We start from the raw sequence: 25,406 nt of genomic DNA, 5'->3' as shown, positions 1-25,406 counted from the left end.
GCAATAAACCCGTCCATAATTAGACTTGAACTTGCTTCGCGCAATTAATAAACATATTATCCATCCGGTCAATGATACGAACGGATAATATACTCATCAGCTTAATGAATAGAAAAACTTACAATAACGTAAAGATATTTATGATTGCCCTGGCGCTTTGCCTGATTGCGGTACCTTTCTCCCGTTTCCTCTCTCCGCGCGCAATTGTTAATGGTCATGACGTTTATTTAGCATGGTTACCGCTAAGCGTTATGCTGGCGGTAATTCTGTTATTTGGACGCAGGGCAATTCTTCCTGTTTTGTTAGGTTTTACTGTCACTAATTTATTTTATGTTAATTTAGCGCCACTACAATATTCAGTTTTACTGTTTTGTCAGACCTTCGCGTTGTTCGCAGCGTGCGGTCTGCTACGCCTCATGCTGGGTAAGCGTTGGCGTTACAGTATCCCTAACAAGCACATCGGTTTACGTATATTCTGGCTCGGTTTTATCGTGCCAATAGGTATTAAGCTGTCGATGTATATGGCAGGCTATTTGTTTGATTTCCCGGTGACAATTTCAACCTTCTTCGGCGAAGGAACGGTAATTTACAATGTGGTGGATATTCAAAGTCTGATCTGCGCGGCGTTGATTTTTACCATGATGTTCTATTACCCATTAAGAATGATAATTAATCCTCGCTATGCCATCACGTTCTGGCGGCGAAGCGTGAAGCCTGTGTTTCTTCACAAAAATTCATTATATATTTTTGTCTGGCTGATGTTTTTAAGTTTCATTCTCGTCATTTTATGTGGACCTTTTGAATCTCCCGTCATTGCGGGCTATTTGATGCCGCTGATTTTTATTCTTTTTACGTTAGCGATAAGTCGCCTGACCTATGCGCTTATCTCTTTGCTCTGGGCCGTATCTGCACTCCTGCTGTTGACCTACAACTATAACTTCCTCAATGGGGTTGAATCGGGCCATTCGCTCTCCTTTATCCTCTCCGTGCTTATCTCTTTCGCCATCTGTTTGCTTTACATGTCGCGCATTTATCAGCGCAGCGAGTGGTTAAAACGGGGCTGGCAGGGCCGGGCGCTGACCGATCCGCTGACGGGTTTGCCCAATATTCGTGCGCTGGAGGATTATCTTGAGAATCATCCTGATGCAAAAGTTAGCATTCTGCGTATGGATAACCTGGAATTTTTGAGCCGCCACTACGGGATGCTCATGCGGGTCCATTGCAAACGAACGATCGCCACGTCGCTTCAGCCACTTCTGCAGAAAGATGAGTCCCTCTTCCAGTTACCTGGCAGCGAGCTGGTACTGGTATTGCTGGGCCCGGGAACCGCTGAGCGCCTTCAGCATATGGTTGATCGGCTGAACAGTCGTAAGATTTACTGGAACAACACCGGGCTGGATATTGAATTTGGCGCGTCCTGGGGGATGGTCGAAAACGGCGAAAAGTTACACCACACGCTGGGGCAACTGAGCTGGCTGGCAGAGCAATCCTGCGGCGCGCATAACGTTCTTGCGCTCACGAATAGTCTTGAAGCGGTATCCGGACAAACGACAGAACGTGTTCTGATGTTAGCGCGCATTAAACACGCCCTGGACGCGGGCCAGTTTCATTTATACGCGCAGCCTATCCAGAAGGCTGACGGGAGTGGGTACTACGAAATTCTGGCGCGGATGGAAAGCGAAGGGGAGATCATTACTCCCGATCGCTTTATTCCGTTGATTGCCCAATTCAACCTCAGTCATCGGTTTGATATGTGTGTAATGGAAAAGTTACTGGTGTGGCTGCGCGATCACCCTGCGACGCATGCCGGTGCCCGTTTTTCTGTCAATCTGATGCCGTTGACGCTGATGCAAAAAGAGGTGGCCAGTGAGATTTGCGCCCTCTTCGAACGGTATGGTATAGCCCCTCAGGCCGTCATTATCGAAATCACTGAGGAGCAGGCCTTTTCGAATTCAGGAAGCAGTATCAACAATATCCAACAGTTGCGGGATTACGGTTTCCGGATTGCCATTGATGACTTTGGTACGGGTTACGCGAACTATGAGCGTCTCAGACGTCTGCAGGCAGACATCATTAAGATTGATGGCTGCTTTGTAAAAGATATTTGTACTGACGACATGGATGCGATGATCGTCCAGTCGATGTGTAATCTGGCGAAGACAAAATCTCTGTGTGTGGTGGCTGAATATGTGGAAACACCAGCTCAGCGCGAGATGCTGCTAAGCTTCGGCGTGGATTACCTGCAGGGCTACCTGATAGGCAAACCTACACCGCTGGAAGAATTGCGGGAATAAAAAAACCGGGAGCCATGCTCCCGGTTTGTGTTTTAACAGTAAACCTTACAGTACCAGTGCTGCGATAGAAGCAGACAGGACGCTTACCAGCGTAGAGCCGTAAACCAGTTTCAGGCCAAAGCGAGAAACCACGTTACCCTGTTCTTCGTTCAAACCTTTAATCGCACCGGCGATAATACCGATGGATGAGAAGTTAGCGAATGAAACCAGGAACACGGACAGAATGCCTTCCGCGCGTGGAGAAAGGGTGCTGGCAATCTTCTGCAGATCCATCATCGCAACGAATTCGTTAGACACCAGTTTAGTCGCCATAATACTGCCCACCTGCAGTGCTTCGTGAGCCGGAACACCCATCACCCATGCAATAGGGTAGAAGATGTAGCCCAGAATACCCTGGAAGGAGATGCCCAGAACCGCAGCGAACAGGGCGTTCAGGCCAGAAATCAGGGCAATGAAGCCGATCAGCATGGCGGCAACGATAATCGCCACTTTGAAACCTGCCAGAATGTACTCACCCAGCATTTCGAAGAAGCTCTGACCTTCGTGCAGGTTTGACATCTGGATGTTCTCTTCGCTGGCATCAACGCGGTACGGGTTGATCAGTGACAGAACGATAAAGGTGCTGAACATGTTCAGAACCAGTGCAGCAACCACGTATTTTGGCTCCAGCATGGTCATATACGCGCCCACGATAGACATGGAAACGGTAGACATTGCGGTTGCCGCCATGGTGTACATGCGGTTGCGGGACATCTTACCGAGAATATCTTTATACGCGATGAAGTTCTCAGACTGACCAAGGATCAGGGAACTGACGGCGTTGAATGATTCCAGCTTACCCATACCGTTTACTTTGGATAACAGGAAACCAATTCCACGAATAATAAACGGCAGAACACGGATGTGCTGCAGAATACCGATCAGCGCAGAGATGAAGACGATTGGGCACAGCACCTTCAGGAAGAAGAACGCCAGACCTTCGTCGTTCATTTTACCGAAGACGAAGTTTGTCCCTTCGTTGGCAAACCCGAGCAGTTTTTCGAACATTTCGGAGAAGCCTTTTACGAAGCCAAGCCCCACGTTGGAGTTCAGGAAGAACCAGGCGAGTAAAACTTCAATGACCAGCAGTTGGACAACATAACGAATACGAATTTTTTTGCGGTCTGTGCTGACCAGCAATGCAAGTGCAGTAACGACAACAAGTGCCAGGACAAAATGAAGGACGCGGTCCATATTTGCTCCAAATTTGAGGCAGGTTTAATTTTCTTGCACATTCTATGTAACGAAGGAAAAGAAAACGAGATCAAGGGCACACTATAGTTACATCCTGTGACGAGTCTCAAAATTAGTGATCCACAATACATTTTTGTTATGTTAGGTAAATGAGTGAAAAGTTAAGTTTGTGTGCTAGTCTTCACAAAAGAGCGCGCGATTTCAGTTTTTGTCAGGTCGCCCTCAGCTTACCCGCCTGTCTATCGTCCAAAGCTATCAGAGAAATCACTGTAAACTTCACAAATGATCTTGATAATCATTCTCATTTTGATAGCATTAAACATAGCAAAGGCTATATTTTCAGAGGCAGAAATGACAAACAGTCGCGTAGAGGGTAGCAGTGGCAGAGCAGCGCGCAAGTTGCGGTTCGCATTAATGGGACCTGCGTTCATTGCTGCCATTGGCTATATCGATCCGGGCAATTTTGCGACCAATATTCAGGCCGGGGCGAGCTTCGGCTATAAACTGCTGTGGGTGGTCGTCTGGGCTAACCTGATGGCGATGCTGATTCAGATGCTCTCCGCAAAGCTTGGGATTGCCACAGGTAAAAACCTGGCTGAGCAAATTCGTGACCATTACCCGCGCCCGGCGGTCTGGCTCTACTGGGTTCAGGCCGAAATCATCGCCATGGCGACCGATCTCGCTGAATTTATCGGTGCGGCGATCGGCTTTAAATTGATTCTGGGCGTGTCGCTGTTGCAGGGGGCGGTACTGACCGGGATCGCCACCTTCCTGATTTTGATGTTACAGCGTCGGGGGCAAAAACCGCTGGAGAAAGTTATTGGCGGTCTGCTGTTGTTTGTCGCTGCGGCCTATATTGTCGAGCTGATTTTCTCACAACCCAATCTGGCTCAGCTCGGTAGAGGGATGGTGATCCCAAGTCTGCCAACCTCTGAAGCCGTATTTCTGGCCGCCGGTGTGCTGGGGGCGACCATCATGCCGCATGTCATTTATCTGCACTCTTCGCTGACTCAGCATCTCCACGGCGGCACGCGTAAAGAGCGTTACTCTGCGACCAAATGGGATGTGGCTATCGCCATGACAATTGCTGGTTTTGTGAATCTGGCGATGATGGCGACTGCCGCGGCCGCTTTCCACTTTAACGGCCACACCGGTATTGCCGATCTCGATCAGGCTTATCTCACACTGGAGCCGTTACTGAGCCATGCTGCTGCCACGATATTTGGTCTGAGTCTGGTGGCCGCTGGTCTCTCATCTACGGTTGTGGGGACGCTGGCAGGGCAGGTGGTCATGCAGGGGTTTGTTCGTTTCCATATTCCACTGTGGGTGCGCCGCTCTGTCACGATGCTGCCGTCATTTATCGTGATTCTGATGGGGCTCGATCCAACGAGGATCCTGGTCATGAGTCAGGTTTTGTTGAGTTTTGGTATCGCGCTGGCGCTGGTGCCGCTACTGATCTTTACCAGCAATAAAACCCTGATGGGCGACCTGGTCAACACAACGCTGGTGAAAAGAACCGGCTGGGCCATAGTCGTGGTGGTGGTGGCGCTGAACCTGTGGTTGTTGATTGGAACAGTGTTAGGTCTGTAAGGTTTAATTAAGAAAAAGGAGCCGTGAGGCTCCTTTTTGCATTAATGATGGCCATGGCCGTGACCTTTACCGCGACCCCAGCCGCCACGGTGGTCGTCACGATCGTTCCAGCCTTCACGGTAACCGCGCTCATAGGCATTATCTTTATACCAGCCACGGTGTCTGCCGTTATCATGTTTCCACCAGCGATCTCCACGCCACTCATAATGACGATGCCAGTAGTCACGGTCGCGCCAATAGCCACCGTCCCAGTATCTGCCGTAATCGTCACGATCGCCAATTTGTAATTTTACGGATGGCAACAGGGTGATTTCGCCCGCAGTGGCGATCAGCGGGGCCGAAGCCAGTAATACCGCTGCAAGAATCAGTGACCTGAACATACTCTTTCTCCTTCACGATCGGGGCCTTCGTTGGGCCTGTTAACTCAATATTACGAGTTGGTAAAGCCTCGTTTCATCGCCTGAACTCCGAATTCATGAATGAGAGCACTTTTTGCTAAAAGCGCTATTAATTTGAACTGCCAAGGATCCCTTCAATTATGTTCAGTTCTTCATCTGAAAAATGGCGGTTTTCCAGCATGCCCACGGCGTCATCAATCTGGGCGGCCTTGCTTGCCCCAATAAGTACAGATGTCACCGATTCATGGCGTAAGATCCATGCCAGCGCCATCTGGGACAGCTTCTGGCTGCGGCTTTCCGCCAGGGCGTTCAGTTTTCTGACCTTAACCAGCTTCTCTTCAGTGATCTGGTCAGGGTTAAGGAACTGACTGCCACTCGCCGCACGTGAGTCTGCAGGTATACCATTCAGATAGCGGTTGGTCAGTTGACCTCCTGCCAGTGGCGAGAAGGGAATACACCCGACCCCTTTTTCCAGCAGTACATCCAGCAAACCCTCTTCCGGCGCGCGTTCAAACATAGAGTATTTCGGCTGGTGGATCAGGCAGGGCGTACCAAGGTCTTCAAGGATATCTATTGCTTTACGAGCCAGTTCAGCGGGATAGTTGGATAACCCGACATACAGCGCTTTTCCCTGACGCACGACATGGTCAAGCGCTTTCATTGTTTCCTGCAGCGGCGTGTGTGGGTCAGGACGATGATGGTAGAAGATATCAACATACTCCAGTCCCATGCGTTTCAGGCTTTGATCCAGGCTTGCCAGCAGATATTTGCGTGACCCCCAGTCACCGTAAGGGCCTTCCCACATGGTATAGCCCGCTTTGGTTGAGATGATCAATTCGTCGCGCCATGGCAGGAATTCCTCCTGCAAAATACGTCCGAAATTACGTTCAGCCGATCCCGGGGGCGGGCCATAGTTATTAGCAAGGTCGAAATGTGTGATGCCCAGATCGAAGGCGCGCTGTAAAAGTTGACGGCTGTTTTCGATAAGCGTGGCGTCACCGAAGTTATGCCAAAGCCCAAGGGAGATGGCTGGCAATTTCAGGCCACTCTGTCCACAGCGACGGTACTGCATTGTCTGATAACGATTTTTGTCCGGCTGATAACCCATTCTCATGACCTCTGGCGCTGAAAAGAAAAATCAGTGTATGCGTTTACACTACCGTGAAGAAAAGGAGAATAACGCAGCCATTTTTGTAAAGCATTCTTTCCATGCTCTTCTTGCTGCCAATTCTGGACAGCCATCACGCTTCTTTAATACTCAAAGTGAGGTCAACATAAGAAGGATACCTGTCATGCGTACCCCATACTGCGTCGCCGATTACCTGCTGGACCGTCTTACAGATTGTGGAGCCGATCATCTGTTTGGCGTGCCGGGCGACTATAACCTGCAGTTTCTCGACCATGTGATAGACAGCCCGGATATCTGTTGGGTGGGCTGTGCCAACGAGTTAAATGCATCTTATGCCGCTGACGGATACGCCCGATGTAAGGGTTTTGCCGCGCTGCTGACGACATTCGGCGTTGGAGAATTAAGTGCCATGAACGGTATCGCTGGCAGCTATGCTGAGCACGTGCCGGTACTACATATTGTGGGGGCGCCGGGTACGGCGTCACAGCAAAGAGGGGAGTTGCTGCATCATACATTGGGTGATGGCGAGTTTCGTCATTTTTACCATATGAGCGAACCGATCACTGTCGCACAGGCGATCCTGACCGAACAAAATGCCTGTTATGAGATAGACCGGGTGCTGACCACGATGCTCCGTGAACGCCGTCCCGGCTACCTGATGTTGCCTGCCGATGTGGCAAAAAAAGCGGCTACACCTCCTGTAAACGCTCTCACCCTGAAGCATGCTCATGCCGATAGTGCGTGCCTGAAGGCGTTTCGCGATGCTGCAGAGAGCAAGCTGGCCAGAAGCAAGCGTACTGCACTCCTGGCGGATTTCCTGGTCCTGCGTCATGGCCTTAAACATGCATTACAAAAATGGGTGAAGGACGTACCGATGGCGCATGCCACCATGCTGATGGGCAAAGGCATATTCGATGAACGTCACACTGGTTTTTACGGCACGTACAGTGGTTCAGCCAGCGCCGGCGCGGTAAAAGAGGCGATTGAAGGGGCGGACACGGTGTTGTGCATCGGCACGCGTTTTACCGATACCCTGACGGCGGGGTTCACCCATCAGTTAACCCCGGCGCAAACGATAGAAGTCCAGCCTCATGCCGCTCGCGTCGGCGATATCTGGTTTACCGGTATTCCGATGCTTCAGGCGATTGAGACGCTGGTGGAGCTGTGCAAACAGCACGTGCACGATAAGCCTGTACCGTCTTCTCATGGTGCAATGGCCTACCCGCAGCCAGATGGCTCACTTACCCAGGACAATTTCTGGCGAACGTTGCAAACGTTCATTCGCCCGGGAGATATCATTCTTGCGGATCAGGGCACCTCGGCCTTCGGCGCGATTGACCTTAGACTACCGGCAGACGTGAATTTTATCGTCCAGCCGCTGTGGGGGTCGATTGGTTATACGCTGGCGGCAGCATTCGGTGCGCAAACGGCATGTCCGAATCGGCGCGTAATTGTCCTGACAGGGGATGGTGCGGCTCAGCTGACTATTCAGGAGCTTGGATCGATGTTGCGTGATAAACAGCACCCCATCATCCTTGTGCTTAACAACGAAGGGTACACGGTTGAACGAGCGATCCACGGGCCGGAACAGCGGTACAACGACATTGCGTTGTGGAACTGGACGCAAATACCACAGGCACTGAGCCTTGATCCTCAGGCTCAGTGCTGGCGGGTCAGTGAAGCGGAACAGCTGGTGGACGTGCTTGAAAAAGTGGCCCACCATGAGCGGCTCTCGCTGATTGAGGTGATGCTGCCGAAAGCAGACATCCCGCCGCTGCTGGGGGCCATTACTAAAGCGCTGGAAGCGCGTAATAGCGCCTGATTACTTATCGTTACGCCATGCCATCATCATGGGTTTGCCCGCCAGCAGGAGCCAGGCGGGCAACATCACGATGCAGAGCAGAGGGAAAAGCGTCGAATCCGGCACGACGACTGCCGCCATAAATAAACTTAACCACGCATCGCGCGTGACCACCAGAACCAGCCCCAGAATCGAACAGGATACGGTAATGGCCGCCGGGACGGCATCCACATGCCCGTGCAGCATCAGCCCCAGCGCCACACCGACAAACACCGCCGGGAAAATACGCCCGCCGCGAAAACCACAGGCTGAAGCCACTACCAGCGCCGCCAGTTTGATCACCGCAAACAGCAGATAATCTGAAACGCTAAACACCTGGCTGAAGGCCAGTTGCTGCATCTCATCCAGACCTTTGAACAACGTCACCGCCCCGCCGATGGCCCCTAAAATACCAAGAATGAAACCACCCACTCCCAGAATGAATACCGGGTGCTTAAGCTTATGCATCAGCCGGTGAAGACGCGGAAGACACCATACCGCCACCATTCCCAGCGCAATGGCGATGGCGGCGACGATGGCACCGCTGAAGATATCGGCTATCTGCATCTGGCCATAGTGGGGAAGGGTGAGTGAAAAATGGGGATGGAAAAACAGGCTGGTCGTCAATGCGCCGGCAGCAGCGGCCATCAGCGGCGCAAAGAGTTTATCCCACAGCGGGACATCGTTGTTGCTGCTGAGCGTCTGCGAAAAGATCAGCGCGGCGGCAACGGGCGTGCCAAAAAGCGCTCCGATGGTGCCTGCGGAGGCAAGGATAGTCCAGTCCAGTGCGCCAACACGGGGCAAAATGCGTGCACCGAGGAAAACCGCCAGTCCGATGTTAACCGCCATGATCGGATGTTCCGGCCCAAGACTGACGCCGCCCGCCAGACCCAGAATCAACGCGATGATCAACCCCGGCAGCGCCGAAGGGGGAACCGGAGCACCGATCAAGGGTTCCTGCGCCGGGTCGGGCCCGGCATGTCCGGGACTGAAACGGATCACCAGCCCCACCGCAATACCGGTTAACGTCAGCATCAAAATAACCCATGCAGGAGAATCAACGTTGACCCCCAGCTTTGCAGGAAGCGCTGCCCATAACATCGTTTGCAGCACCGACGCGACTTTCATCACGACAATGAGCACCAGACTTGAGGCAACGCCAATAATTAACGCCGGAATTGCCAGCAGGAGCATGGTTCTGGCTCGCGGGTGGAGCATGATGATTTCCTTGTACAAAACGGTATTACGTTACTTTGCACAATCAGCTTTATGGCAATAGTGCAAAAGGTGCTGAAACGGTAAAGTTATTCTGTGACGAAGATCGACAATCCTGGGGTAGCTGCCTTCAGGTCGTTGTTGTTATCCAGCCTTGAATTTACAGTGTCCCAAAGATTTATTCTGACTTTAGCGGAGCAGTAGAAGAATGACAAAGTATGCTTTAGTAGGTGATGTGGGTGGGACTAACGCACGTCTTGCTCTCTGCGATGTAAACACGGGGGAGATTTCTCAAGCGAAAACCTACTCAGGGCTGGATTACCCAAGCCTTGAGGCCGTTGTCCGCGTCTATTTGGAAGAGCGTCAGGTGAGCGTCGAAGATGGCTGCATTGCCATTGCCTGCCCGATAACGGGTGACTGGGTTGCGATGACAAACCATACCTGGGCATTTTCCATCGCGGAGATGAAAAAAAATCTCCGTTTTGCGCATCTTGAAATCATCAATGATTTCACTGCGGTTTCGATGGCAATCCCTATGCTGAAGCCCGAGCATCTGATTCAGTTTGGCGGTGCGGAGCCAGTCGAAGGCAAACCGATAGCCGTCTATGGCGCAGGAACCGGTCTGGGGGTATCGCATCTGGTGCACGTTGCTCAGCGCTGGGTAAGCCTGCCGGGCGAGGGGGGGCATGTTGACTTTGCGCCAAACAGCGAAGAAGAGGGCATTATCCTTGAAGAGTTGCGCGCAGAGATTGGACACGTCTCCGCTGAGCGCGTCCTTTCCGGCCCCGGGCTGGTCAACCTGTACCGTGCGATTGTGAAATCGGACGGTCGACTGCCGGAAAACCTGCAGCCGAAAGACGTGACCGAACGTGCGCTGGCGGACAGCTGCATTGACTGCCGCCGTGCACTGTCGCTGTTCTGCGTGATCATGGGTCGTTTCGGCGGCAACCTGGCACTGACGTTGGGCACATTCGGTGGTGTTTATATTGCGGGCGGGATCGTGCCGCGTTTCCTCGATTTCTTTAAAGCCTCTGGTTTCCGCGGTGGGTTTGAAGATAAAGGGCGTTTCAGAAGCTACGTGCAGGACATCCCTGTCTACCTCATCGTGCACGATAACCCTGGTCTTCTTGGCTCGGGAGCCCATCTGCGTCAGGTTCTCGGTCAAATCCTTTGACGATATTGCCCTCTCCTGCGTGAGGGGGCGCTTTACAGATGCATCAACTGACGAAACTCTTTCACCTTGCTGCGGCTCACCGGCACCTGAAAATCCAGATCCTTCAGACGCAAAATGTAGGTGTTGTTAAACCAGGGTTCGATCTCGCGGATCTTATTTAAATTCACGCAGAACGAACGGTGACAGCGGAAAAAGTGTGCCGCAGGCAGCTTGCTGCAGAACTCGGTGATGTTCATCGCCATCACATAAGATTCTCGACGCGTATAGACAAACGTCATCTTTTCATGCGCTTCGGCGTAATAAATATCGTTGACTGGCGTCACAATGATACGTTCATCTTTGACCAGATTAATGGTGTCATTTTCACGTACCGTGGGGGTGGCGCTAGCGGGAGCAGTCTGCTGCTGCCATGCGGCTTCCAGCTTTTGCAGCATGCTGATAATACGCGACTCCTGGTAAGGCTTAAGAATATAGTCAAATGCCTCCAGTTCGAAGGCTTCCACGGCGTGCTCTTTCCAGGCGGTGACGAAAACAATGAACGGCTTATGGGCAAACTGATTGATGTTTTGCGCCAGCAATACGCCATCCAGCGACGGAATATTAATATCCAGAAAAATAGCGTCGACCCGGTTGTGCTGCAGAAACTTCAGCACATCCAGACCATCGTCAAAGGTACCCACAATCTCCATCTGGCTGTGGGTTTTGATAAGCCAGGTTAGCTCCTGTTGAGCCAGAATTTCATCTTCTACGATGATGACTTTCATAGGTCACTCCACCAGGGGTAACAGGGATGTTGCCGCATGAACGGATGAACGTTCATTCGGAACGTAAAAAGCGATTTCGGTACCCGGTTCAAGGCGATGAATATGCAGCCCGTCGCCGTAGAGCAGTTTGACCCGATGGTGCACGTTCAGCAGCCCGATTTTATTCCCGGGCATCTCGTTAGATTCCACGCGCTCAATAACTTTGGGATCAATACCGTGGCCGGTATCGCGTACGGCAATGCGCACCCGGTTGCCGCTTTCGGTGACGCTGATAGTGACGACACCTTTGCCTTTACAGGGCTGAATACCGTGAACAATCGCGTTTTCGACCAGCGGCTGGATTAGCAGGCTCGGGATCACGCAGTTGACCTCTTCATCAATATCGTAAATGACCGTGAGCTTGTCGCCAAAGCGTGCCTGCTCAATCGCGATGTAGTCTTTAATCTGGTACAGCTCTTTTTTGATGTCGATCTGCTCGTCATCTTTCAGCTCGATGTTGTAGCGCAGATAGCGGGACAGGTTAAAAATCAGCTGGCGCGCGGTGTCCGGATTAAGACGAATGGACGAGGAAATCGCGTTCAGCGCGTTAAACAGGAAATGGGGATTGATTTTGCTCTGCAGTGCGCGCAACTCTGCCTTATTTGCCATTTCACGCAGTTGCTCCGCCCGGGAAACTTCCAGTTGTGTGGAGATAATCTGCGACAGGCCGATGGCCATCTCCTGAAGTGAGGAGGTGATCTGATGCGCGTGGCAGTAATAAATTTTCAGCGTGCCCGTCACGACACCTTTTTCCCATAACGGGATCACCAGCATGGAGTGGATTTCCGGCGTCCGGTGGGCTTCATCATTGTTTTTGATAATGATTTTGCCGTAGTTAATCGCCTGTCTGGTGGTCGGGCTGATGGTGTCATCGTTGTCGTGATAGTTGTGCTCCCCAACACCGACATAGGCTAGCACGTGGTCGATGTTGGTGATGGCGACGGCATCAGCGTGAATATCGTGGCGGATAATCTCGCAGACCTGACGCAGTGATTCCGCGTTAACGTGGCGGAATAGCGGCAGGGTTTTGTTGGCAATATCGAGCGCCAGCTTGGCCTGACGGGCAGCACTTGCCTCCTTTTCCCCTTCGACACTTTGCACCAGCAGCACGATAAAACCGATACAGACGCTGCCCAGGATCATTGGAATACCAATTTTCGAGACGATATCCAGCCCCAGTGCGGTGGTGGGAGCCCACACCACGACCAGGATCATGGTCAGCGTTTCGCACACCATGCCCGCAATGATCCCGGCGCGCCAGCGTTGCTTTTTCGGGATCTTGCGGTTAATCCACCCGGAAAGTACCCCGGCAATAATGCTGGTGATAAAGCACGGCACAGCCGTCACGCCACCAATATCAATCAGGTAGCGATGGGTGCCGGCAATCATGCCGGTGATGACGCCCACCCACGGGCCAAACAAAATTCCGCCGGACATGACGGCAATAATCCGCACGTTAACGAGCGACCCCTCAACCGGCACGCCGGACCAGGTGCTGAACAGCGCAAACAGTGAAAAGATGGCGGTAACAGCCAGTAGCTCTTTGGGGGAGTGTGCAGACTTATGCAAAAGCTCGCGAAACAAGCGAATGCGAATAAGGAAGAACAGGCAAATCAGCATTAATGCCGCCCGGTCAAAAACCGCCAACAGCATAGTGAATATTTCGTGCACGAGTAGACCTGGGGTAACGGGAAAGAACCATGATAAAAAACCTGGCGCGTATTGACCAGCTATCCGTCAGGTTTATCAAATGAGGAAAAACCATAGTTTACAAAGGGGATTATCCGGTGTGTGCTGACATGTCCCGATTTTTTATTATCGACGTATCGACAGGTAACTGCTTTGATATCATTGTGTTAAAAAACAGCTATCAGACAGCCGAATTCCCCTTTGGTGCTTCCGCTTTTTAACACAGCAGGGTTCCGGTTTTAGCGCGATCGCTTTTTTTTCATTTCCCTCTCGACAGCATGATTTTTTTCAGGTTATTTTCTAAGCACGCCACATGCGTGGCAGCGTCGCTCGGACGGTCCGGGCGCTAACGTTAATCTGAGGAATCTATGGCTGAATTCAGTCCTGAACGCCGTTTTACGCGCATCGATCGTCTCCCCCCTTATGTTTTCAATATCACCGCTGAACTGAAGATGGCTGCACGTCGTCGTGGCGAAGACATCATTGATTTCAGTATGGGGAACCCTGACGGCCCAACTCCACCGCATATTGTTGAGAAACTCTGCACGGTTGCCCAGCGTCCTGATACGCACGGCTACTCAACGTCTCGCGGTATTCCTCGGTTACGTCGCGCGATCTCGCGCTGGTATCAGGATCGCTACCAGGTTGATATCGATCCTGAAAGTGAAGCCATTGTGACCATTGGCTCGAAAGAGGGCCTGGCACACCTGATGTTGGCGACGCTGGATCACGGTGATACGGTCCTGGTTCCGAATCCAAGCTACCCGATCCATATCTATGGTGCGGTGATTGCCGGGGCGCAGGTACGTTCTGTGCCGCTGGTGGAAGGTGTCGATTTCTTCAACGAACTGGAACGTGCGATTCGCGAAAGTTACCCGAAACCGAAGATGATGATCCTTGGTTTCCCGTCGAACCCAACGGCGCAGTGTGTGGAGCTTGATTTCTTCGAGAAAGTTGTAGCCCTGGCTAAGCGTTATGACGTACTGGTGGTTCATGATTTAGCCTATGCAGACATCGTCTACGACGGCTGGAAAGCCCCGTCTATTATGCAGGTTCCGGGCGCGCGCGATGTGGCAGTAGAGTTCTTTACCCTGTCTAAAAGCTACAACATGGCAGGCTGGCGAATTGGCTTTATGGTGGGTAACAAAACGCTGGTGAGTGCACTGGCGCGAATCAAGAGTTACCACGACTACGGCACTTTTACGCCGCTACAGGTCGCGGCTATTGCGGCTCTTGAGGGCGATCAGCAGTGTGTTCATGAGATTGCGGCCCAGTATAAACGTCGTCGCGATGTGCTGGTGAAAGGGTTACATGAAGCGGGCTGGATGGTAGAAATGCCGAAAGCGTCCATGTACGTCTGGGCGAAAATTCCTGAACCGTATGCGGCGATGGGTTCCCTGGAGTTTGCCAAAAAGCTGCTGCAGGATGCAAAGGTGTGTGTGTCACCTGGCATTGGCTTTGGCGACTATGGCGACACCCATGTGCGATTCGCCCTGATTGAAAACAGCGACCGTATTCGTCAGGCAGTGAGGGGCATTAAGAGTATGTTCCGTGCTGACGGGCTGCTTTCATCAAAAAATATTGCTGAAAATCCCGCGTCGTCATGAGATAAAAAACAGGAGCCGATGGCTCCTGTTTTTTTGACTGCATGTTCTTCACTAGATCATCAGGGCAAAGGTTCCGGCCCAGACTAAAACAATCACCGAAATGCCCATAAAGAAATATTTCACGTTTCATCGCTCCGCGTATCTTGTGGTACGCATTAAAAACAGAGTCCACCTGATTATAGAGAGCTGAAATCCGGTCAAAACGGAAAAGAGATTTTCCCGTTACGCCGTCAACTCCAGCTCAGAATTCTGTGCTTTCCTGTTGCCAGACGGCGCTAATGTACGCTTAAAAATGAGGGGTGGCAAGAGGGATTTTCTTAAATAATTTCCGTTACTTACGAGTGTCGTGGAGCGGCGACAGTTTGATTTCAGAGTGCAATAAATTCACTTTTAGCGACGCGCAGAAAAACAATTGTCCAGAGTGATTACAGGTGATTGAAAAGGTTAGTTTCCTGGCGAAACTAACCTTCATGAAGGGCTTAAATATAGAGCGAGGCTTCGCCAAGGGGACGCGTTTTGAAACGGCGATGCATCCAGAGGTACTGCTCTGGTGCACGCATGATTTCGGTTTCGATAATTTTATTGATGAACGCTGCCGCTTCGCATTCGTTTTCCGGATAGTTAGCCATTTCAGGGGAGATATGCAGACGATAGCCTGATTTATCTGCTTTCCTTACCATCGTCACGGTCAACATGGCTGCACCAGACAGACGCGAAATGACAAATGTACCGTTGGTCGTTGCAACGTCTTTAACCGCAAAGAAGGGGGCAAAGCTGCTGCCCTTACGACCGTAATCCTGATCGGGGGCAAACCAGACGGCTTCACCTTTCTTCAGGGCACCGACCATACCGCGCAGGTTATTACGGCTGATCATCGCCTTATTGGAACGCATACGACCCCGCGTCTGTACCCATTCCATCAGCGGGCTGTTGTGAGGACGATAGGTTGCCATCATTGGCTGGCAAAGCCCCATCACACGACCACCCAACTCCAGCGACATAAAGTGAACCCCGACAACCATCACCCCACGATTTTGAATCTGGGCACGTTTAAGGTTATCCAGACCTTCCACATCAAACCACTTACGGACGCGTTCATCCGGCCAGAACCAGGCCATGCCGGTTTCAAGCAGTGCCATGCCGATAGATTTGAAGTTTTCAGCGATGAGTTTCTCGCGCTCTTCGGCATTGTACTGTGGGAAGCAAAGCTCGATATTTTTACGCGCGATGGATTCACGTCGTTTCAGGAAATAGCGGGATGCACTCCCCAGTTTAGACCCCAGCAAACGCAGTACGGGGTAGGGAAGCTGAACCATCAGCCAAAGAACGCCAAGACCAAACCATGTAAACCAGTAACGCGGGTGTAAAAACGCACGTTGAAATTGGGATTGAGACAAAATAGTAAAACCTATGTGAAGCCTGTAAAGGTAGCGCAGAGTGTGCGATACGACGTGCCGATAAGACCGTTCTTCAAGGTGATGGTTGCAGGCTTTACCGAACTTTACGGCGTTACCTGGCCACTGCTGATTTGGGTGGGCGGCGTAATGTAGCACCGTTATACGATATGTGCTATTACTCGTTTTTGATTAAAAAAGCGGCAATGAGAAAGGTGGTTGATTTTGTGGTTTTTATCGACAAATTAAAGATGTATCACTTCATTTCTGGAGCATAATTATGGGTGCTGATAAAGTCTGTTTTAACGGCTAAAACGTGACTGACAGGAAGAACCGGGTGACTGAACAAATCGATTACCAGATTGAAAAGTACAGGTTTACAGAAGCGAATGAACCTTCCCGACTGACAAAGCAGTGGGATGATGTTTTGAGCGAATGCAGGGAGAGCAAAGCCGGTGCCGAAGAGCGTTTACGTATTGCCTTGCTCAATGTCGATTACGTGACCAGTTTCGAGCTCCCTTTTCGTCTGCTGCTAGTGCGTACACCCCAGCTTATAGCCGGGATACGTAACGAGCTGGAACTCAGCCAGAAAAATGTCATTTTTAACGGTAAACGCTTCGGTTGTGTCTGGAGTGTTAAAACGGATCTCAATGACGTCCCTGATAATTATCAATACCGTCTGTCTACCCGCATACGGCGGATTAGCCCGACCACACACACGGCCGAACCCTTTTTGCAAATTGCCAAAGAAATTAAGCTGCCAGCTGAACGTCTGAAGCGGGCGTTGCTGAGTGGGCTGGACGTTACTGCGCTTGATGCGCTTTTTTGGTTTGGCATCCAACGAATTGCAGCCGAGGTGTCGCGTCTGAGAAAAGCGGGAATGAGGATCGCAACGGATGAAACATGGGTATTTGAAAATCTGACGGGCACGACCCGTCGTGTACCGGTTTATCGTTACGTCTCATAAAGTTATCTTTGGTTAATATTTATACCTGAGAAACGATTTTTGAAAATTAGTTGGTTATGAGGTGTGCTGGGCTTGCTGAGAGCGCGTCATGGTGTCCCCCCTGCAGACTTCGAATATGTATGGTTTATTTGTTGATAGTTAAGGTTTATTTGTTGTTAATAAAGTTAAGGGGCCCCCAATAAGGCCCCCAAAAGTTATTTTGACAGAATTCATTGAATAATAACTAACCGTCTTTGGTTCGATTCCGCTTAATAGATATCGTACTCGAAAACTTCATCTTACCATATCTCAATGAGATCCTCGTAAAAGACCTATTGCCTGTCTTGCCCTCAGAATATCGACAGCCCGAAGGTAAGGGGATTGTTCCTGCCAGCGAAATCCCTTCCTGTCGATACGGACCAGTTCGTATTTTTCCACCAGAAAATTCACGGCATCTGACAGGGTGATACCGGCATCGATATGTTGCTGTATAACAACTTCATCGCTGAATGGGGTGTCGTTTATTGTCAGACCGTAGTGCTGTTCCAGCAAACGCGCCAGTAACATTTGCCAGACAGCCACGGGTGACAGGCAGGGCTTCGCTGCCCGCTGAGTTGTTGCAGGTAAAGTTTTCATGTTTGCTCTCGTGAAGGTAATTAACGCTGAGTGGGATAAATGGCGATGTATACGTAGCCGCAACTGCCAAGGGTGTCGGCTTCACAGGTAAAACCGTTGTGGTACAGGGTGACGCAGTGGGCATGTTGGGGGCTGAGTTCACCGGTGGTCAGCATCGATTCCATCTGGCGGATAAAGTGTGGGAATGTGTCATCCAGCTTCCGGCATTCGGCGTCACTGAACATACCGGTGATGCTGGCCCGGTCAGCCAGGTAGTGCAGCCGGTTGCCCTCCTGTACCAGACGGGCTCCCAGGCGCGGCGTGATAGCCCGCTGCAGGCCCCAGATGATGTGGGTCATGGGGGCTCTCCTTTTATTGTAAGTTCAGGGTAATACTCATCAGGCAGGCATAAGGCCCGTTGCGGTCCTGGCGGCGTTCGGCGTATACCGCGAGGACTCCGGTGATATCCGGAACGTCCCTGCCGGTGTAATGACAGACGCTGCCGTGCCACTGATATTTTCCGCTGCTGTAGCGAAAGATCCGGGACTCAGGATGCTGGCGGTATATCGTCATTGCCCGGCGTTTACTGATAATTTTCATGTCATACCTCACAACAGACCGTGTTCTGCGAACGAATAGATTTGCCTGCCGCCAACAATCAGGTGGTCAGGGACGCGGATATCCACCAGCTGAAGCACCTGCACCAGTCGCTGCGTGAGGGCTTTGTCAGCCTGGCTGGGTGTTGTCTCACCGGAAGGATGGTTATGCGCCAGTATCACCGCCGCCGCGTTGAAATGCAGAGCACGTTTGACCACTTCCCGGGGATGGACTTCAGTGCGGTTAATCGTGCCGGTGAAGAGCGTTTCATGGGCAATCAACTGATTCTGGTTGTCCAGATACAGCACCCGGAACGCTTCCCGCTCAAGTGCGGCCATATGCAGTCGCAGCCATTCACGGACAGCATGGGTGGAGGTGAAGGCCACGCCGGGCTCATGCAGGTGCCGGTCCAGCGCCCTGAGCGCCCGCTGGATGAGACGCCGGTCGTGTGGCGTCATCTCGCCGGGTAAAAAGGAAAGCTGTTTCATTCGTTGTTCCTCCGGTCAGTCGATGATACGCAGAATGGCGTGGGCTTCAGGATGCTGCAGGGCGTAGTCCCGCAGGCGGTAGAAGTGTGCGGTCATTGCATCGCATTCGGTGCGACAGGCATGGTGGCTGTATTCAATCAGGCAGACCGCGATACCGGCGGCTTCTGCACTCATATCTGCATCGTTGCCATTCAGACAGTTAAACAGATGCCATTTATCGTCACTGTCATACTCGGGGGCCATAAATGCCCCGCTGTTGCTCAGGGTGTGGAACGACCAGATACCACCGCCGTAGGTCGTACAGAAGCGGTCCATCCAGGCGAAGATATGCGGCTCCAAGGTTAGCCACTGCGGTATGCTGCCGAAGTGTTGCGGCCAGAAATCGATACGCTGTTCATCGGGGACTGGCGTGACGGTCAGTTCAAATTCGGGTTGGTTAGCGGGTGCGAGGTCGTACTGCGTCTGCGTTGTCATGGATATGTCTCCGTCAATAAAAAACGCCAGCGGCGAGGGCTGGCGTATGGGGTTAACAAAGCGTGTTCGGGAAGGTGAGATGTCGCGGGTAAATGCTTCGGGGTCAGCGGGTAACGGTGTCTTTGTGGATGCCATACTGCCGGATGTAGCCGTTAAGACCTTCACCGGCATCCGGTTCAAAGTTCCATGCCCGCCAGACCGTCCGGCCTTCGGTGTCGCGAACCACCAGGCGGAAGTGACTGCCCTGGTCGTCTTCAATGGTGATATTACGGTACAGACGGATAAGGGTTTCGGCCTGCTGACGTGAGAACGAACCGGGAGGCAGGGTTAACGATTCAGTCATGGTGACTCCGGATAGTCAGCGTGTCAGGACGCTAGGTGCAGCATATTCTCCGCCATGACCCAGAGCGCCCGGTTGAGCTTCACGTCCCCGTCAATCCCCTTTACCGCACGGGTATGAGCTCGCTTGCCTTTGGTCGTTCTGCCCGGCAGACCGCCCTTAATCAGATTCTCCTGAATGCGCTGGTAGGTGGTCCACAGGTCGTTACTCTCATCCTGCCAGCGGCGTGGGGAAAGTATCTGTGATTCCGTCACCGGCTGGTGGTCTTCGCGAAAGCGGTACGTGAGCGCCGCTTTGGCCAGTGCCTGCTGTGCTGGTGGCGGTAACAAAAGCGATTGCATGGCATCGCGCTTCTCCTCCACACGGTCGAATATCCCCAGTACTTCGTAAGCCCCTTCAATGACTTTCTCCACCACATTGCCTTTATGTGGCACACGTACCTCACCAAAACTCTCACCGCAAATCAGCCCGTTCTGGCAGACTGCACGAAACAGCCCCGGCAGCATCTGGTATGAGCTGGAGCCGTCATGACTGTTAAGCAGGATGATTTCAGGGACCTGTTTGCCAGTGATCTGGCCTTCGCGACGCAGGCGCAGCATGTGTTTGGTGTGCTCTCGCTTGCTCTGGTCCCGAACCCGGGTCTGGCAGGCAAAAAATGGCTGGAAGCCTTCGCGCTGAAGGTTATCGAGAAGGGTAATGGTCGGAATACAGGTATAACGATCACTTCGGGACTCATGCTTGTCTTCGCTGAACACACTTGGTACATAATGCATTAACTCCTCACGGGTTAACGGACGGTCACGGCGAATAAGATTTACCGCACCAAAGCGGCTGGCTAATCGGGTCATGGCGAGACTCCTGTGAGAAAAAAACAAACGAAAACGGCCTGCTCAACTGAGCAGGCCGTGGTAGGGGGTTAAACAGCAAAGTGTGCGGAAGGGGGAATACCCGTCGTTGAGTTTGTCGCGGGAGGCTCAGGCCCGGATACCCAGTATGCTCATGGCGACTATAAATCCGATGAACCAGCCAATAAACTGGGGCAATACCGCCCAGAGCAGACGGGCCTGAATGACGGCACCGGTACTTCCGTAAACCGCATCCGGCATGATCCATTTTCGGATGAGATTACCCAGCCAGACGCCCAGGCCCGGCAGGACACACTGCAGCACGGCGGCCCATGCTGAATACCCGAACCCGACAATACGGGTATCAACAACCGTGATAATCAGCCCCACTAGGGTTGACAGGCTGAGACAAAGGCTCAAAGGCATAGCAGCCCTCCTTAAACATGGCAATTTCCATAAACTCAGTGAGTTAGTTTGTTCTGTCGTAAAACAGCCCGTCGTTCCGGTTGCGAAACATCATGCCTTGGCAGGTATAGGGCATGTCCAACTGGACATATTTTCGGGTGACCATACTCTGATACGTGCAGATTTTCTGTGCCCCGCCCGCGGCGCTGTTCTCCGTTCTGACCAGACGGAATGCCTCGTAATCACTGTATCCAGCCTGGGCTACGGTGGGGATAAAAAGACTGACACTGCTGAGGGCCAGGGCGCTGGCAATCATGCGACGATAACGCGGATGCATACGGTGTTTCCTTATTAAGTAGGTAATAGACAACAATGAAAGGGATGGCCTGATGGTCACCCCGTCGTGTTAGTTGCAGCAGGGCTCTTCTCCTCTGTTAAAGGTGGCGCAGAATGGGATGCAGCCATCACGTCGTGCATGACCGGGAAATGAGGCAGCGCCCGGATGAAGGCCACCTGACGGGTGAGTTGACATACCGTATCACGACGCTCGAAGCCCTCACTCAGGACGGTGATGGCGGTGATCCCGGACAGCGGCAGAACAACGCTCCTTCCGTGCTGCTCACCGACCAGATACAACGCTCCCTCAAGGAAAATAAGCCGGTACGGTGCCAGGTGTTCAGCCCGCACACCGTCAGCCAGTTCCCGGATGCACTGCTGCTGAATGATGGTATCGACCAGTCGGGAAAAGAGACCGGGGCGGACGGGGGCGCTTTCGGCGTCCTCCTGCCAGACCAGACAGGATGAGATATCCTCACTGTCCGTTAGCGTGTTTACCAAGCGAAGGTCCGTTTCTGGAAACACCTGCTGAAGCCCAACATTGCGCATAAAGCACAGGGTTCCCGGGGCACGCTGTGCCATACCGGGATCTGACAACAATCGGCAGTGCCCATGACGGTACTCAAGGTTCAGATATATCAGCCGCTCACGAAAATCGCGGCGCAGGGTGCGTACCGAGACACCAAACTCGACTGCCAGTGTCTTCACGCTCAGTGTTTCGCCTGCCAGCAGACGACTGATAATGAGAGACAGTCTGACCGCCAGTCGGTCATAGCGGTGCTCAGTCTGTGACATGGCATGTTCTCCATCGTGATGAACGTATTGAAAAAGATGTGATTACTGTAAACAGGGGGAGGGTCAGGGTATGGACAGGGCGAAAAATATTTTTATCACCCGTCAGTACCGTACGGGCTGCGGCACTGACTGTATTCAGTCTGTTTTTTAACCGGATACACCACACCTAAAATGGACAGGGTGTGTCCGGCAAACGGAGAGCGAATGCAAGGTGCACACATAGTGGTGCATTTGCTCACGGGATAACGGCATTTCAGCCGTCAGAAGAAAAACCGCCAGACACTGCGGGCAACAGAGACCACCGCACTAATCACGGTACTGACCACCGCATTCACTGCGGAGGGAAGGGACAGCTCCGACAGGGTGTGTGTCATCACGTCGCTGACCGTATCGCCAAAATCCTGTTGCGCCTGCGCCTCAATTTTTTGCGTGCGGTATTGTGGTCTGATGACCGAACTGACGGCACTGCTGGCGCGGGCAGGCAGTGAGCGAAACAGCACCTCCACCAGCTCAGGCAGATGCCAGCCAGTGGCTGCTGATACGGTGATCACCGGGAGTGCCGGGTGGTTGAATAACGAGCACACCGCGCGCTGCTTTTCCTTCAGGTGTTTTAACTGTTGCTCTGAAGGTTGATTAAGAAAGCCGCTCCATTCACGGGAAGGCTCGATTTTATCGGCTTGGGTCAGGACAAAAAGCACCTTATCCCTCCCAGCACTGCCTGGTGACAGCATCCGAAAATAAAAATCACAGTCGGGGGTCAGTGCCCGGTCATCGGCTTTAATCAGCCAGAGCACCAGGTCCAGCTCCGGCCAGATACGTTGATACAGTGCCTGATACTCTTCATCCCGCTCCGGGCTTTCGCCCACCCCGGGCAGATCAATCAGCGTCACCTGGCGTTCACCTGCCTGCAGCGTAAAACGCTGTGGCTCACGGGTACACGCAGTGGTATGACTGACGGCCGAGACCGTGCTGCGAAACAGTGCGTTACACAAACTCGACTTCCCAGCACCAGTCTTTCCCATTATGCCGATGATGGGCTGGTAATGAATAATGTCGTGCAGACGTTTAGTGACTTCCTCTGCAACATTGCTGGGCAGCAGACTAAGTGGCGAATACAGCTGATTTAATTCTTTATTGCATTTCATTATGTCACCTTATCAATTGATTAAGAAAGCATCGCTTGCCTCTGTCAATCTGGTGATATATATTTAAAGAAAATTTAAATCGTGAATAAAAAAATGAAAAGTCACAATCAAGAAAAAGCAAAAAAAGAAGTTCTGGAATTCATTAAAAAGAACAAAGCACTATACTCCAGGCGTATATCAACCTATAAAAAAGAAGAGTTAATGAATGCATTCTACTGCAGAGAGTTATTCTTTAACTGTGAAAGAGCAATCAAACGCATGGAAATAAACAGCATGGATTTTGATAATAAAAAGCTTTCTGACAGCCAAAAGAGAACTCTGCGAAACAAATTCATGCAAAACGATTCAAATAAGGAAAAGTTAAAAACGTTGTCAACACGCATCGAAAACCTTGATATTTTAAAGCAAGACAATGTGGATTTAATTATCTGGAAACAAAACCCCAGACAGGCTGTGCAAAAACTTACCTTTGAAAGGATTTTTAATGAATCCAGAAATGCACATCCCAGTATAAAGGAGCACATGCGTTTTCTTGAAGCATGCCATGCATGCTTCCCCTTCACTCCTAATGATTACCCTAATGCCCGAAGCGCCAATCCTGAGTTAAGCTCTGTTTTTAATAAAATCAATCATCTGACCAGCCAAATCATTCCAGATAATTATCCTTACTCAACTGAAATGGCCTCTTTATCTAATTTATGGATTACAATTGATCTTCGTTACTCTGATTATATTCTCTCCAGCCAAATTGCAGGCATCATCAAACTCGAAAGGCAGTCATATCCAAAACAAGTGCAAAATGATATAGATAATTGGCTGAGTTTTGAAACAATAAAAAGGAAATTGCTCACACTTGACACATTCGTTATCATCGATGCTTTAATATTGAGCGCAGCTAAAGGCGTAATCTTAAAAAACACTGAAATAAACAACTCACTTAATTCCTCAGGCACTGAGTTGCGTAATATCAAGAACGCGATCGATTATTTCATGGATATACTTAGCGATGAACTTGATAATAATGAATTCACACCTCACTAGCATTTGCGAATCCACCTCGGATAGCCCTCATCGGAAATGTAGGAGGGTTTAACCGCAAAAAACTTCGCATAAATGTCTAATATACTCTCTTTAGCAGACGCAGGATCGCTAACAGATATTGACAGGTGTTTTTTACAATACCGCCTAAACAGAGATAGTGAAGAAAAAAGCGCACGTACCCTTAACATTGTTTTCTTCCCATTTTCCATTACCCACACGAACCTCTTAATTCTGGATAAAAAGCGTTCAGGATCGCCTCGCAAATAAGCATGAAAGAAAGCAAGTGCAATCATATCAAAGTAGCAGGTAATAAAAGTGACACGCTTACCTTTAAACTTAATTATTTTGTTTCGAAAAAGCTTACATATGTATTTCAGACAATAAAGGATGGTTCTTTCTTTTAAGCGAATCAGTTCCGCATTCAATAGATCAAAAATAAAAACCTGGTTGAAAACTGCGTCAGCATTTAAATATCTGCTTTGTCCATTTTTTATTCTTGGCAGCTTGCCAATTTTACAAAACAATGCATTAACTTCATCGTCTGAATAATTTCTAACGATAGAATTGATGAGACTATGCGGCATATCCTTCCTTTTCTTACTTAGAGAATGACCATTAAACATCTCAAAAGCATCATTTTCAGGGATTTTATCTTTATTCATTTTGTTTATAAATGAAGGTGCAATCATAATGTTCTCTGGTACATTCATCCCTCCTTTTGAATTTGGATACTTATGACTTAAATCCAGCTTAATAAATGGAGTTAGTTTGTGTTCATTTTTTTTGCAGTTGCCTCGTATTTTCTTTTTCAAAAAATGGCTACATGGAATCTGTAATCGGGATTTAATTCGGTATAGTGAAATGATGTTGGCGATATCCTCAAGACCGTTAATTGAATTCAATTGCAATGGATTGTTTTTAATAAACCCCTCTGTGTTAAGCCAGTACGAGTGATTATGGATTTCAGTTTTATCAGAATCCTTAAGGGTTCTCATACCAATCCCTTTGCATTT

General features: G+C 50.8%; 27 protein-coding genes. 7 read left to right on the top strand and 20 right to left on the bottom strand.

Annotation, left to right across the window (positions count from 1 at the left end; genetic code table 11):
• Nucleotides 1-104 precede the first annotated feature (104 nt).
• Nucleotides 105-2,294 carry a sensor domain-containing phosphodiesterase gene (locus LCD46_16025; protein UOY69573.1) on the top strand — a complete coding sequence of 730 codons (2,190 nt, stop codon included), beginning with the start codon at nt 105-107 and terminating at the stop codon, nt 2,292-2,294.
• A 45-nt stretch (nt 2,295-2,339) separates the two neighbouring features.
• On the opposite strand, the gene nupC is transcribed toward LCD46_16025, so the two are convergent.
• Complete coding sequence (gene nupC / locus LCD46_16020; protein UOY69572.1) at nt 2,340-3,527, bottom strand: nucleoside permease NupC; 1,188 nt, start codon at nt 3,525-3,527, stop codon at nt 2,340-2,342.
• A 351-nt stretch (nt 3,528-3,878) separates the two neighbouring features.
• Between nupC and LCD46_16015 the strand changes: the two genes are divergently transcribed.
• Nucleotides 3,879-5,117 carry an Nramp family divalent metal transporter gene (locus tag LCD46_16015; protein ID UOY69571.1) on the top strand — a complete coding sequence of 413 codons (1,239 nt, stop codon included), beginning with the start codon at nt 3,879-3,881 and terminating at the stop codon, nt 5,115-5,117.
• Between the two features lie 41 nt (nt 5,118-5,158).
• Here LCD46_16015 and LCD46_16010 read toward each other — a convergent pair whose 3' ends face one another.
• Both LCD46_16010 and mgrA read right to left on the bottom strand, forming a co-directional pair.
• The gene (locus LCD46_16010; protein ID UOY69570.1) at nt 5,159-5,497 is read right to left on the bottom strand and encodes a DUF2502 domain-containing protein; all 339 of its coding nucleotides are present in this window, start codon (nt 5,495-5,497) and stop codon (nt 5,159-5,161) included.
• A gap of 127 nt (nt 5,498-5,624) precedes the next feature.
• On the bottom strand, nt 5,625-6,623 hold the full coding sequence (mgrA, locus tag LCD46_16005; GenBank protein ID UOY69569.1) for an L-glyceraldehyde 3-phosphate reductase: 999 nt from the start codon (nt 6,621-6,623) through the stop codon (nt 5,625-5,627).
• A gap of 184 nt (nt 6,624-6,807) precedes the next feature.
• Between mgrA and ipdC the strand changes: the two genes are divergently transcribed.
• Nucleotides 6,808-8,466 carry an indolepyruvate decarboxylase gene (ipdC, locus tag LCD46_16000; protein ID UOY69568.1) on the top strand — a complete coding sequence of 553 codons (1,659 nt, stop codon included), beginning with the start codon at nt 6,808-6,810 and terminating at the stop codon, nt 8,464-8,466.
• On the opposite strand, the gene LCD46_15995 is transcribed toward ipdC, so the two are convergent.
• Nucleotides 8,467-9,702 carry an ion channel protein gene (locus tag LCD46_15995; protein ID UOY69567.1) on the bottom strand — a complete coding sequence of 412 codons (1,236 nt, stop codon included), beginning with the start codon at nt 9,700-9,702 and terminating at the stop codon, nt 8,467-8,469.
• Nucleotides 9,703-9,907: 205 nt separating this feature from the next.
• Here LCD46_15995 and glk point away from each other — a divergent pair, with 205 nt between their 5' ends.
• Nucleotides 9,908-10,873 (top strand): glucokinase, encoded by a 966-nt coding sequence (gene glk / locus LCD46_15990; protein ID UOY69566.1) that lies wholly within the window; start codon nt 9,908-9,910, stop codon nt 10,871-10,873.
• A 32-nt stretch (nt 10,874-10,905) separates the two neighbouring features.
• Here the strand turns inward: glk and LCD46_15985 are convergent, their stop codons facing one another.
• Both LCD46_15985 and LCD46_15980 read right to left on the bottom strand, forming a co-directional pair.
• A complete protein-coding gene (locus LCD46_15985; GenBank protein ID UOY69565.1) occupies nt 10,906-11,637 on the bottom strand; it encodes a LytTR family DNA-binding domain-containing protein in 732 nt (243 codons plus the stop codon).
• 3 nt (nt 11,638-11,640) lie between these two features.
• The gene (locus LCD46_15980; protein UOY69564.1) at nt 11,641-13,347 is read right to left on the bottom strand and encodes a sensor histidine kinase; all 1,707 of its coding nucleotides are present in this window, start codon (nt 13,345-13,347) and stop codon (nt 11,641-11,643) included.
• Between the two features lie 386 nt (nt 13,348-13,733).
• Between LCD46_15980 and alaC the strand changes: the two genes are divergently transcribed.
• Nucleotides 13,734-14,972: an alanine transaminase gene (gene alaC, locus LCD46_15975; GenBank protein UOY69563.1), complete on the top strand. Its 1,239-nt coding sequence runs from the start codon at nt 13,734-13,736 to the stop codon at nt 14,970-14,972.
• Nucleotides 14,973-15,023: 51 nt separating this feature from the next.
• Here the strand turns inward: alaC and ypdK are convergent, their stop codons facing one another.
• Nucleotides 15,024-15,095, bottom strand: a complete 72-nt coding sequence (gene ypdK / locus LCD46_15970; GenBank protein UOY72982.1) for a membrane protein YpdK — start codon at nt 15,093-15,095, stop codon at nt 15,024-15,026.
• Between the two features lie 356 nt (nt 15,096-15,451).
• A complete protein-coding gene (gene lpxP / locus LCD46_15965) occupies nt 15,452-16,372 on the bottom strand; it encodes a kdo(2)-lipid IV(A) palmitoleoyltransferase (protein ID UOY72981.1) in 921 nt (306 codons plus the stop codon).
• A gap of 331 nt (nt 16,373-16,703) precedes the next feature.
• Here lpxP and LCD46_15960 point away from each other — a divergent pair, with 331 nt between their 5' ends.
• Nucleotides 16,704-17,333, top strand: coding sequence for a helix-turn-helix domain-containing protein (locus tag LCD46_15960; protein ID UOY69562.1), 630 nt, complete (start codon nt 16,704-16,706; stop codon nt 17,331-17,333).
• Between the two features lie 288 nt (nt 17,334-17,621).
• Here LCD46_15960 and LCD46_15955 read toward each other — a convergent pair whose 3' ends face one another.
• The 11 genes from LCD46_15955 to LCD46_15905 form a co-directional block, all read right to left on the bottom strand.
• Nucleotides 17,622-17,948, bottom strand: coding sequence for a toxin (locus tag LCD46_15955; protein ID UOY69561.1), 327 nt, complete (start codon nt 17,946-17,948; stop codon nt 17,622-17,624).
• 20 nt (nt 17,949-17,968) lie between these two features.
• Nucleotides 17,969-18,286: a type IV toxin-antitoxin system YeeU family antitoxin gene (locus LCD46_15950; GenBank protein ID UOY69560.1), complete on the bottom strand. Its 318-nt coding sequence runs from the start codon at nt 18,284-18,286 to the stop codon at nt 17,969-17,971.
• Nucleotides 18,287-18,299: 13 nt separating this feature from the next.
• A complete protein-coding gene (locus LCD46_15945; GenBank protein ID UOY69559.1) occupies nt 18,300-18,527 on the bottom strand; it encodes a DUF987 domain-containing protein in 228 nt (75 codons plus the stop codon).
• An 8-nt stretch (nt 18,528-18,535) separates the two neighbouring features.
• The gene (locus tag LCD46_15940; GenBank protein ID UOY69558.1) at nt 18,536-19,012 is read right to left on the bottom strand and encodes a RadC family protein; all 477 of its coding nucleotides are present in this window, start codon (nt 19,010-19,012) and stop codon (nt 18,536-18,538) included.
• Nucleotides 19,013-19,027: 15 nt separating this feature from the next.
• Nucleotides 19,028-19,486, bottom strand: coding sequence for an antirestriction protein (locus tag LCD46_15935; protein UOY69557.1), 459 nt, complete (start codon nt 19,484-19,486; stop codon nt 19,028-19,030).
• Nucleotides 19,487-19,589: 103 nt separating this feature from the next.
• Nucleotides 19,590-19,829, bottom strand: a complete 240-nt coding sequence (locus LCD46_15930; protein ID UOY69556.1) for a DUF905 domain-containing protein — start codon at nt 19,827-19,829, stop codon at nt 19,590-19,592.
• A gap of 23 nt (nt 19,830-19,852) precedes the next feature.
• The gene (locus tag LCD46_15925; protein UOY69555.1) at nt 19,853-20,674 is read right to left on the bottom strand and encodes a DUF945 domain-containing protein; all 822 of its coding nucleotides are present in this window, start codon (nt 20,672-20,674) and stop codon (nt 19,853-19,855) included.
• Nucleotides 20,675-20,800: 126 nt separating this feature from the next.
• Nucleotides 20,801-21,097: a permease gene (locus LCD46_15920; protein ID UOY69554.1), complete on the bottom strand. Its 297-nt coding sequence runs from the start codon at nt 21,095-21,097 to the stop codon at nt 20,801-20,803.
• Nucleotides 21,098-21,140: 43 nt separating this feature from the next.
• Complete coding sequence (locus LCD46_15915; protein UOY69553.1) at nt 21,141-21,413, bottom strand: hypothetical protein; 273 nt, start codon at nt 21,411-21,413, stop codon at nt 21,141-21,143.
• Between the two features lie 56 nt (nt 21,414-21,469).
• Entirely contained in the window at nt 21,470-22,207 is a 738-nt protein-coding gene (locus LCD46_15910) for a DeoR family transcriptional regulator (protein ID UOY69552.1), read from the bottom strand.
• 260 nt (nt 22,208-22,467) lie between these two features.
• Nucleotides 22,468-23,352 (bottom strand): 50S ribosome-binding GTPase, encoded by an 885-nt coding sequence (locus LCD46_15905; protein ID UOY69551.1) that lies wholly within the window; start codon nt 23,350-23,352, stop codon nt 22,468-22,470.
• 81 nt (nt 23,353-23,433) lie between these two features.
• Between LCD46_15905 and LCD46_15900 the strand changes: the two genes are divergently transcribed.
• Nucleotides 23,434-24,393: a hypothetical protein gene (locus LCD46_15900; GenBank protein UOY69550.1), complete on the top strand. Its 960-nt coding sequence runs from the start codon at nt 23,434-23,436 to the stop codon at nt 24,391-24,393.
• Here the strand turns inward: LCD46_15900 and LCD46_15895 are convergent.
• Nucleotides 24,390-25,388: a hypothetical protein gene (locus LCD46_15895; GenBank protein ID UOY69549.1), complete on the bottom strand. Its 999-nt coding sequence runs from the start codon at nt 25,386-25,388 to the stop codon at nt 24,390-24,392. The two genes, LCD46_15900 and LCD46_15895, sit on opposite strands and share 4 nt — an antisense overlap.
• Between the last annotated feature and the right edge of the window lie 18 nt (nt 25,389-25,406).

The organism is Enterobacter ludwigii (assembly GCA_023023105.1).
Taxonomy (GTDB): domain Bacteria; phylum Pseudomonadota; class Gammaproteobacteria; order Enterobacterales; family Enterobacteriaceae; genus Enterobacter; species Enterobacter adelaidei.
The sequence above is the reverse complement of the archived record's forward strand: the minus strand, read 5'-3'. Positions and strand labels throughout refer to the sequence as shown.

What these genes read in the sequence shown, in the direction of transcription:
- LCD46_16025 (UOY69573.1), top strand. Translation starts at nt 105, where the DNA reads ATGAATAGAAAAACTTACAATAACGTAAAGATATTTATGATTGCCCTG.
- nupC (UOY69572.1), bottom strand. Translation starts at nt 3,527, where the DNA reads ATGGACCGCGTCCTTCATTTTGTCCTGGCACTTGTTGTCGTTACTGCA.
- LCD46_16015 (UOY69571.1), top strand. Translation starts at nt 3,879, where the DNA reads ATGACAAACAGTCGCGTAGAGGGTAGCAGTGGCAGAGCAGCGCGCAAG.
- LCD46_16010 (UOY69570.1), bottom strand. Translation starts at nt 5,497, where the DNA reads ATGTTCAGGTCACTGATTCTTGCAGCGGTATTACTGGCTTCGGCCCCG.
- mgrA (UOY69569.1), bottom strand. Translation starts at nt 6,623, where the DNA reads ATGGGTTATCAGCCGGACAAAAATCGTTATCAGACAATGCAGTACCGT.
- ipdC (UOY69568.1), top strand. Translation starts at nt 6,808, where the DNA reads ATGCGTACCCCATACTGCGTCGCCGATTACCTGCTGGACCGTCTTACA.
- LCD46_15995 (UOY69567.1), bottom strand. Translation starts at nt 9,702, where the DNA reads ATGCTCCACCCGCGAGCCAGAACCATGCTCCTGCTGGCAATTCCGGCG.
- glk (UOY69566.1), top strand. Translation starts at nt 9,908, where the DNA reads ATGACAAAGTATGCTTTAGTAGGTGATGTGGGTGGGACTAACGCACGT.
- LCD46_15985 (UOY69565.1), bottom strand. Translation starts at nt 11,637, where the DNA reads ATGAAAGTCATCATCGTAGAAGATGAAATTCTGGCTCAACAGGAGCTA.
- alaC (UOY69563.1), top strand. Translation starts at nt 13,734, where the DNA reads ATGGCTGAATTCAGTCCTGAACGCCGTTTTACGCGCATCGATCGTCTC.
- LCD46_15955 (UOY69561.1), bottom strand. Translation starts at nt 17,948, where the DNA reads ATGAAAACTTTACCTGCAACAACTCAGCGGGCAGCGAAGCCCTGCCTG.
- LCD46_15950 (UOY69560.1), bottom strand. Translation starts at nt 18,286, where the DNA reads ATGACCCACATCATCTGGGGCCTGCAGCGGGCTATCACGCCGCGCCTG.
- LCD46_15945 (UOY69559.1), bottom strand. Translation starts at nt 18,527, where the DNA reads ATGAAAATTATCAGTAAACGCCGGGCAATGACGATATACCGCCAGCAT.
- LCD46_15940 (UOY69558.1), bottom strand. Translation starts at nt 19,012, where the DNA reads ATGAAACAGCTTTCCTTTTTACCCGGCGAGATGACGCCACACGACCGG.
- LCD46_15935 (UOY69557.1), bottom strand. Translation starts at nt 19,486, where the DNA reads ATGACAACGCAGACGCAGTACGACCTCGCACCCGCTAACCAACCCGAA.
- LCD46_15930 (UOY69556.1), bottom strand. Translation starts at nt 19,829, where the DNA reads ATGACTGAATCGTTAACCCTGCCTCCCGGTTCGTTCTCACGTCAGCAG.
- LCD46_15925 (UOY69555.1), bottom strand. Translation starts at nt 20,674, where the DNA reads ATGACCCGATTAGCCAGCCGCTTTGGTGCGGTAAATCTTATTCGCCGT.
- LCD46_15920 (UOY69554.1), bottom strand. Translation starts at nt 21,097, where the DNA reads ATGCCTTTGAGCCTTTGTCTCAGCCTGTCAACCCTAGTGGGGCTGATT.
- LCD46_15915 (UOY69553.1), bottom strand. Translation starts at nt 21,413, where the DNA reads ATGCATCCGCGTTATCGTCGCATGATTGCCAGCGCCCTGGCCCTCAGC.
- LCD46_15910 (UOY69552.1), bottom strand. Translation starts at nt 22,207, where the DNA reads ATGTCACAGACTGAGCACCGCTATGACCGACTGGCGGTCAGACTGTCT.
- LCD46_15905 (UOY69551.1), bottom strand. Translation starts at nt 23,352, where the DNA reads ATGAAATGCAATAAAGAATTAAATCAGCTGTATTCGCCACTTAGTCTG.
- LCD46_15895 (UOY69549.1), bottom strand. Translation starts at nt 25,388, where the DNA reads ATGAGAACCCTTAAGGATTCTGATAAAACTGAAATCCATAATCACTCG.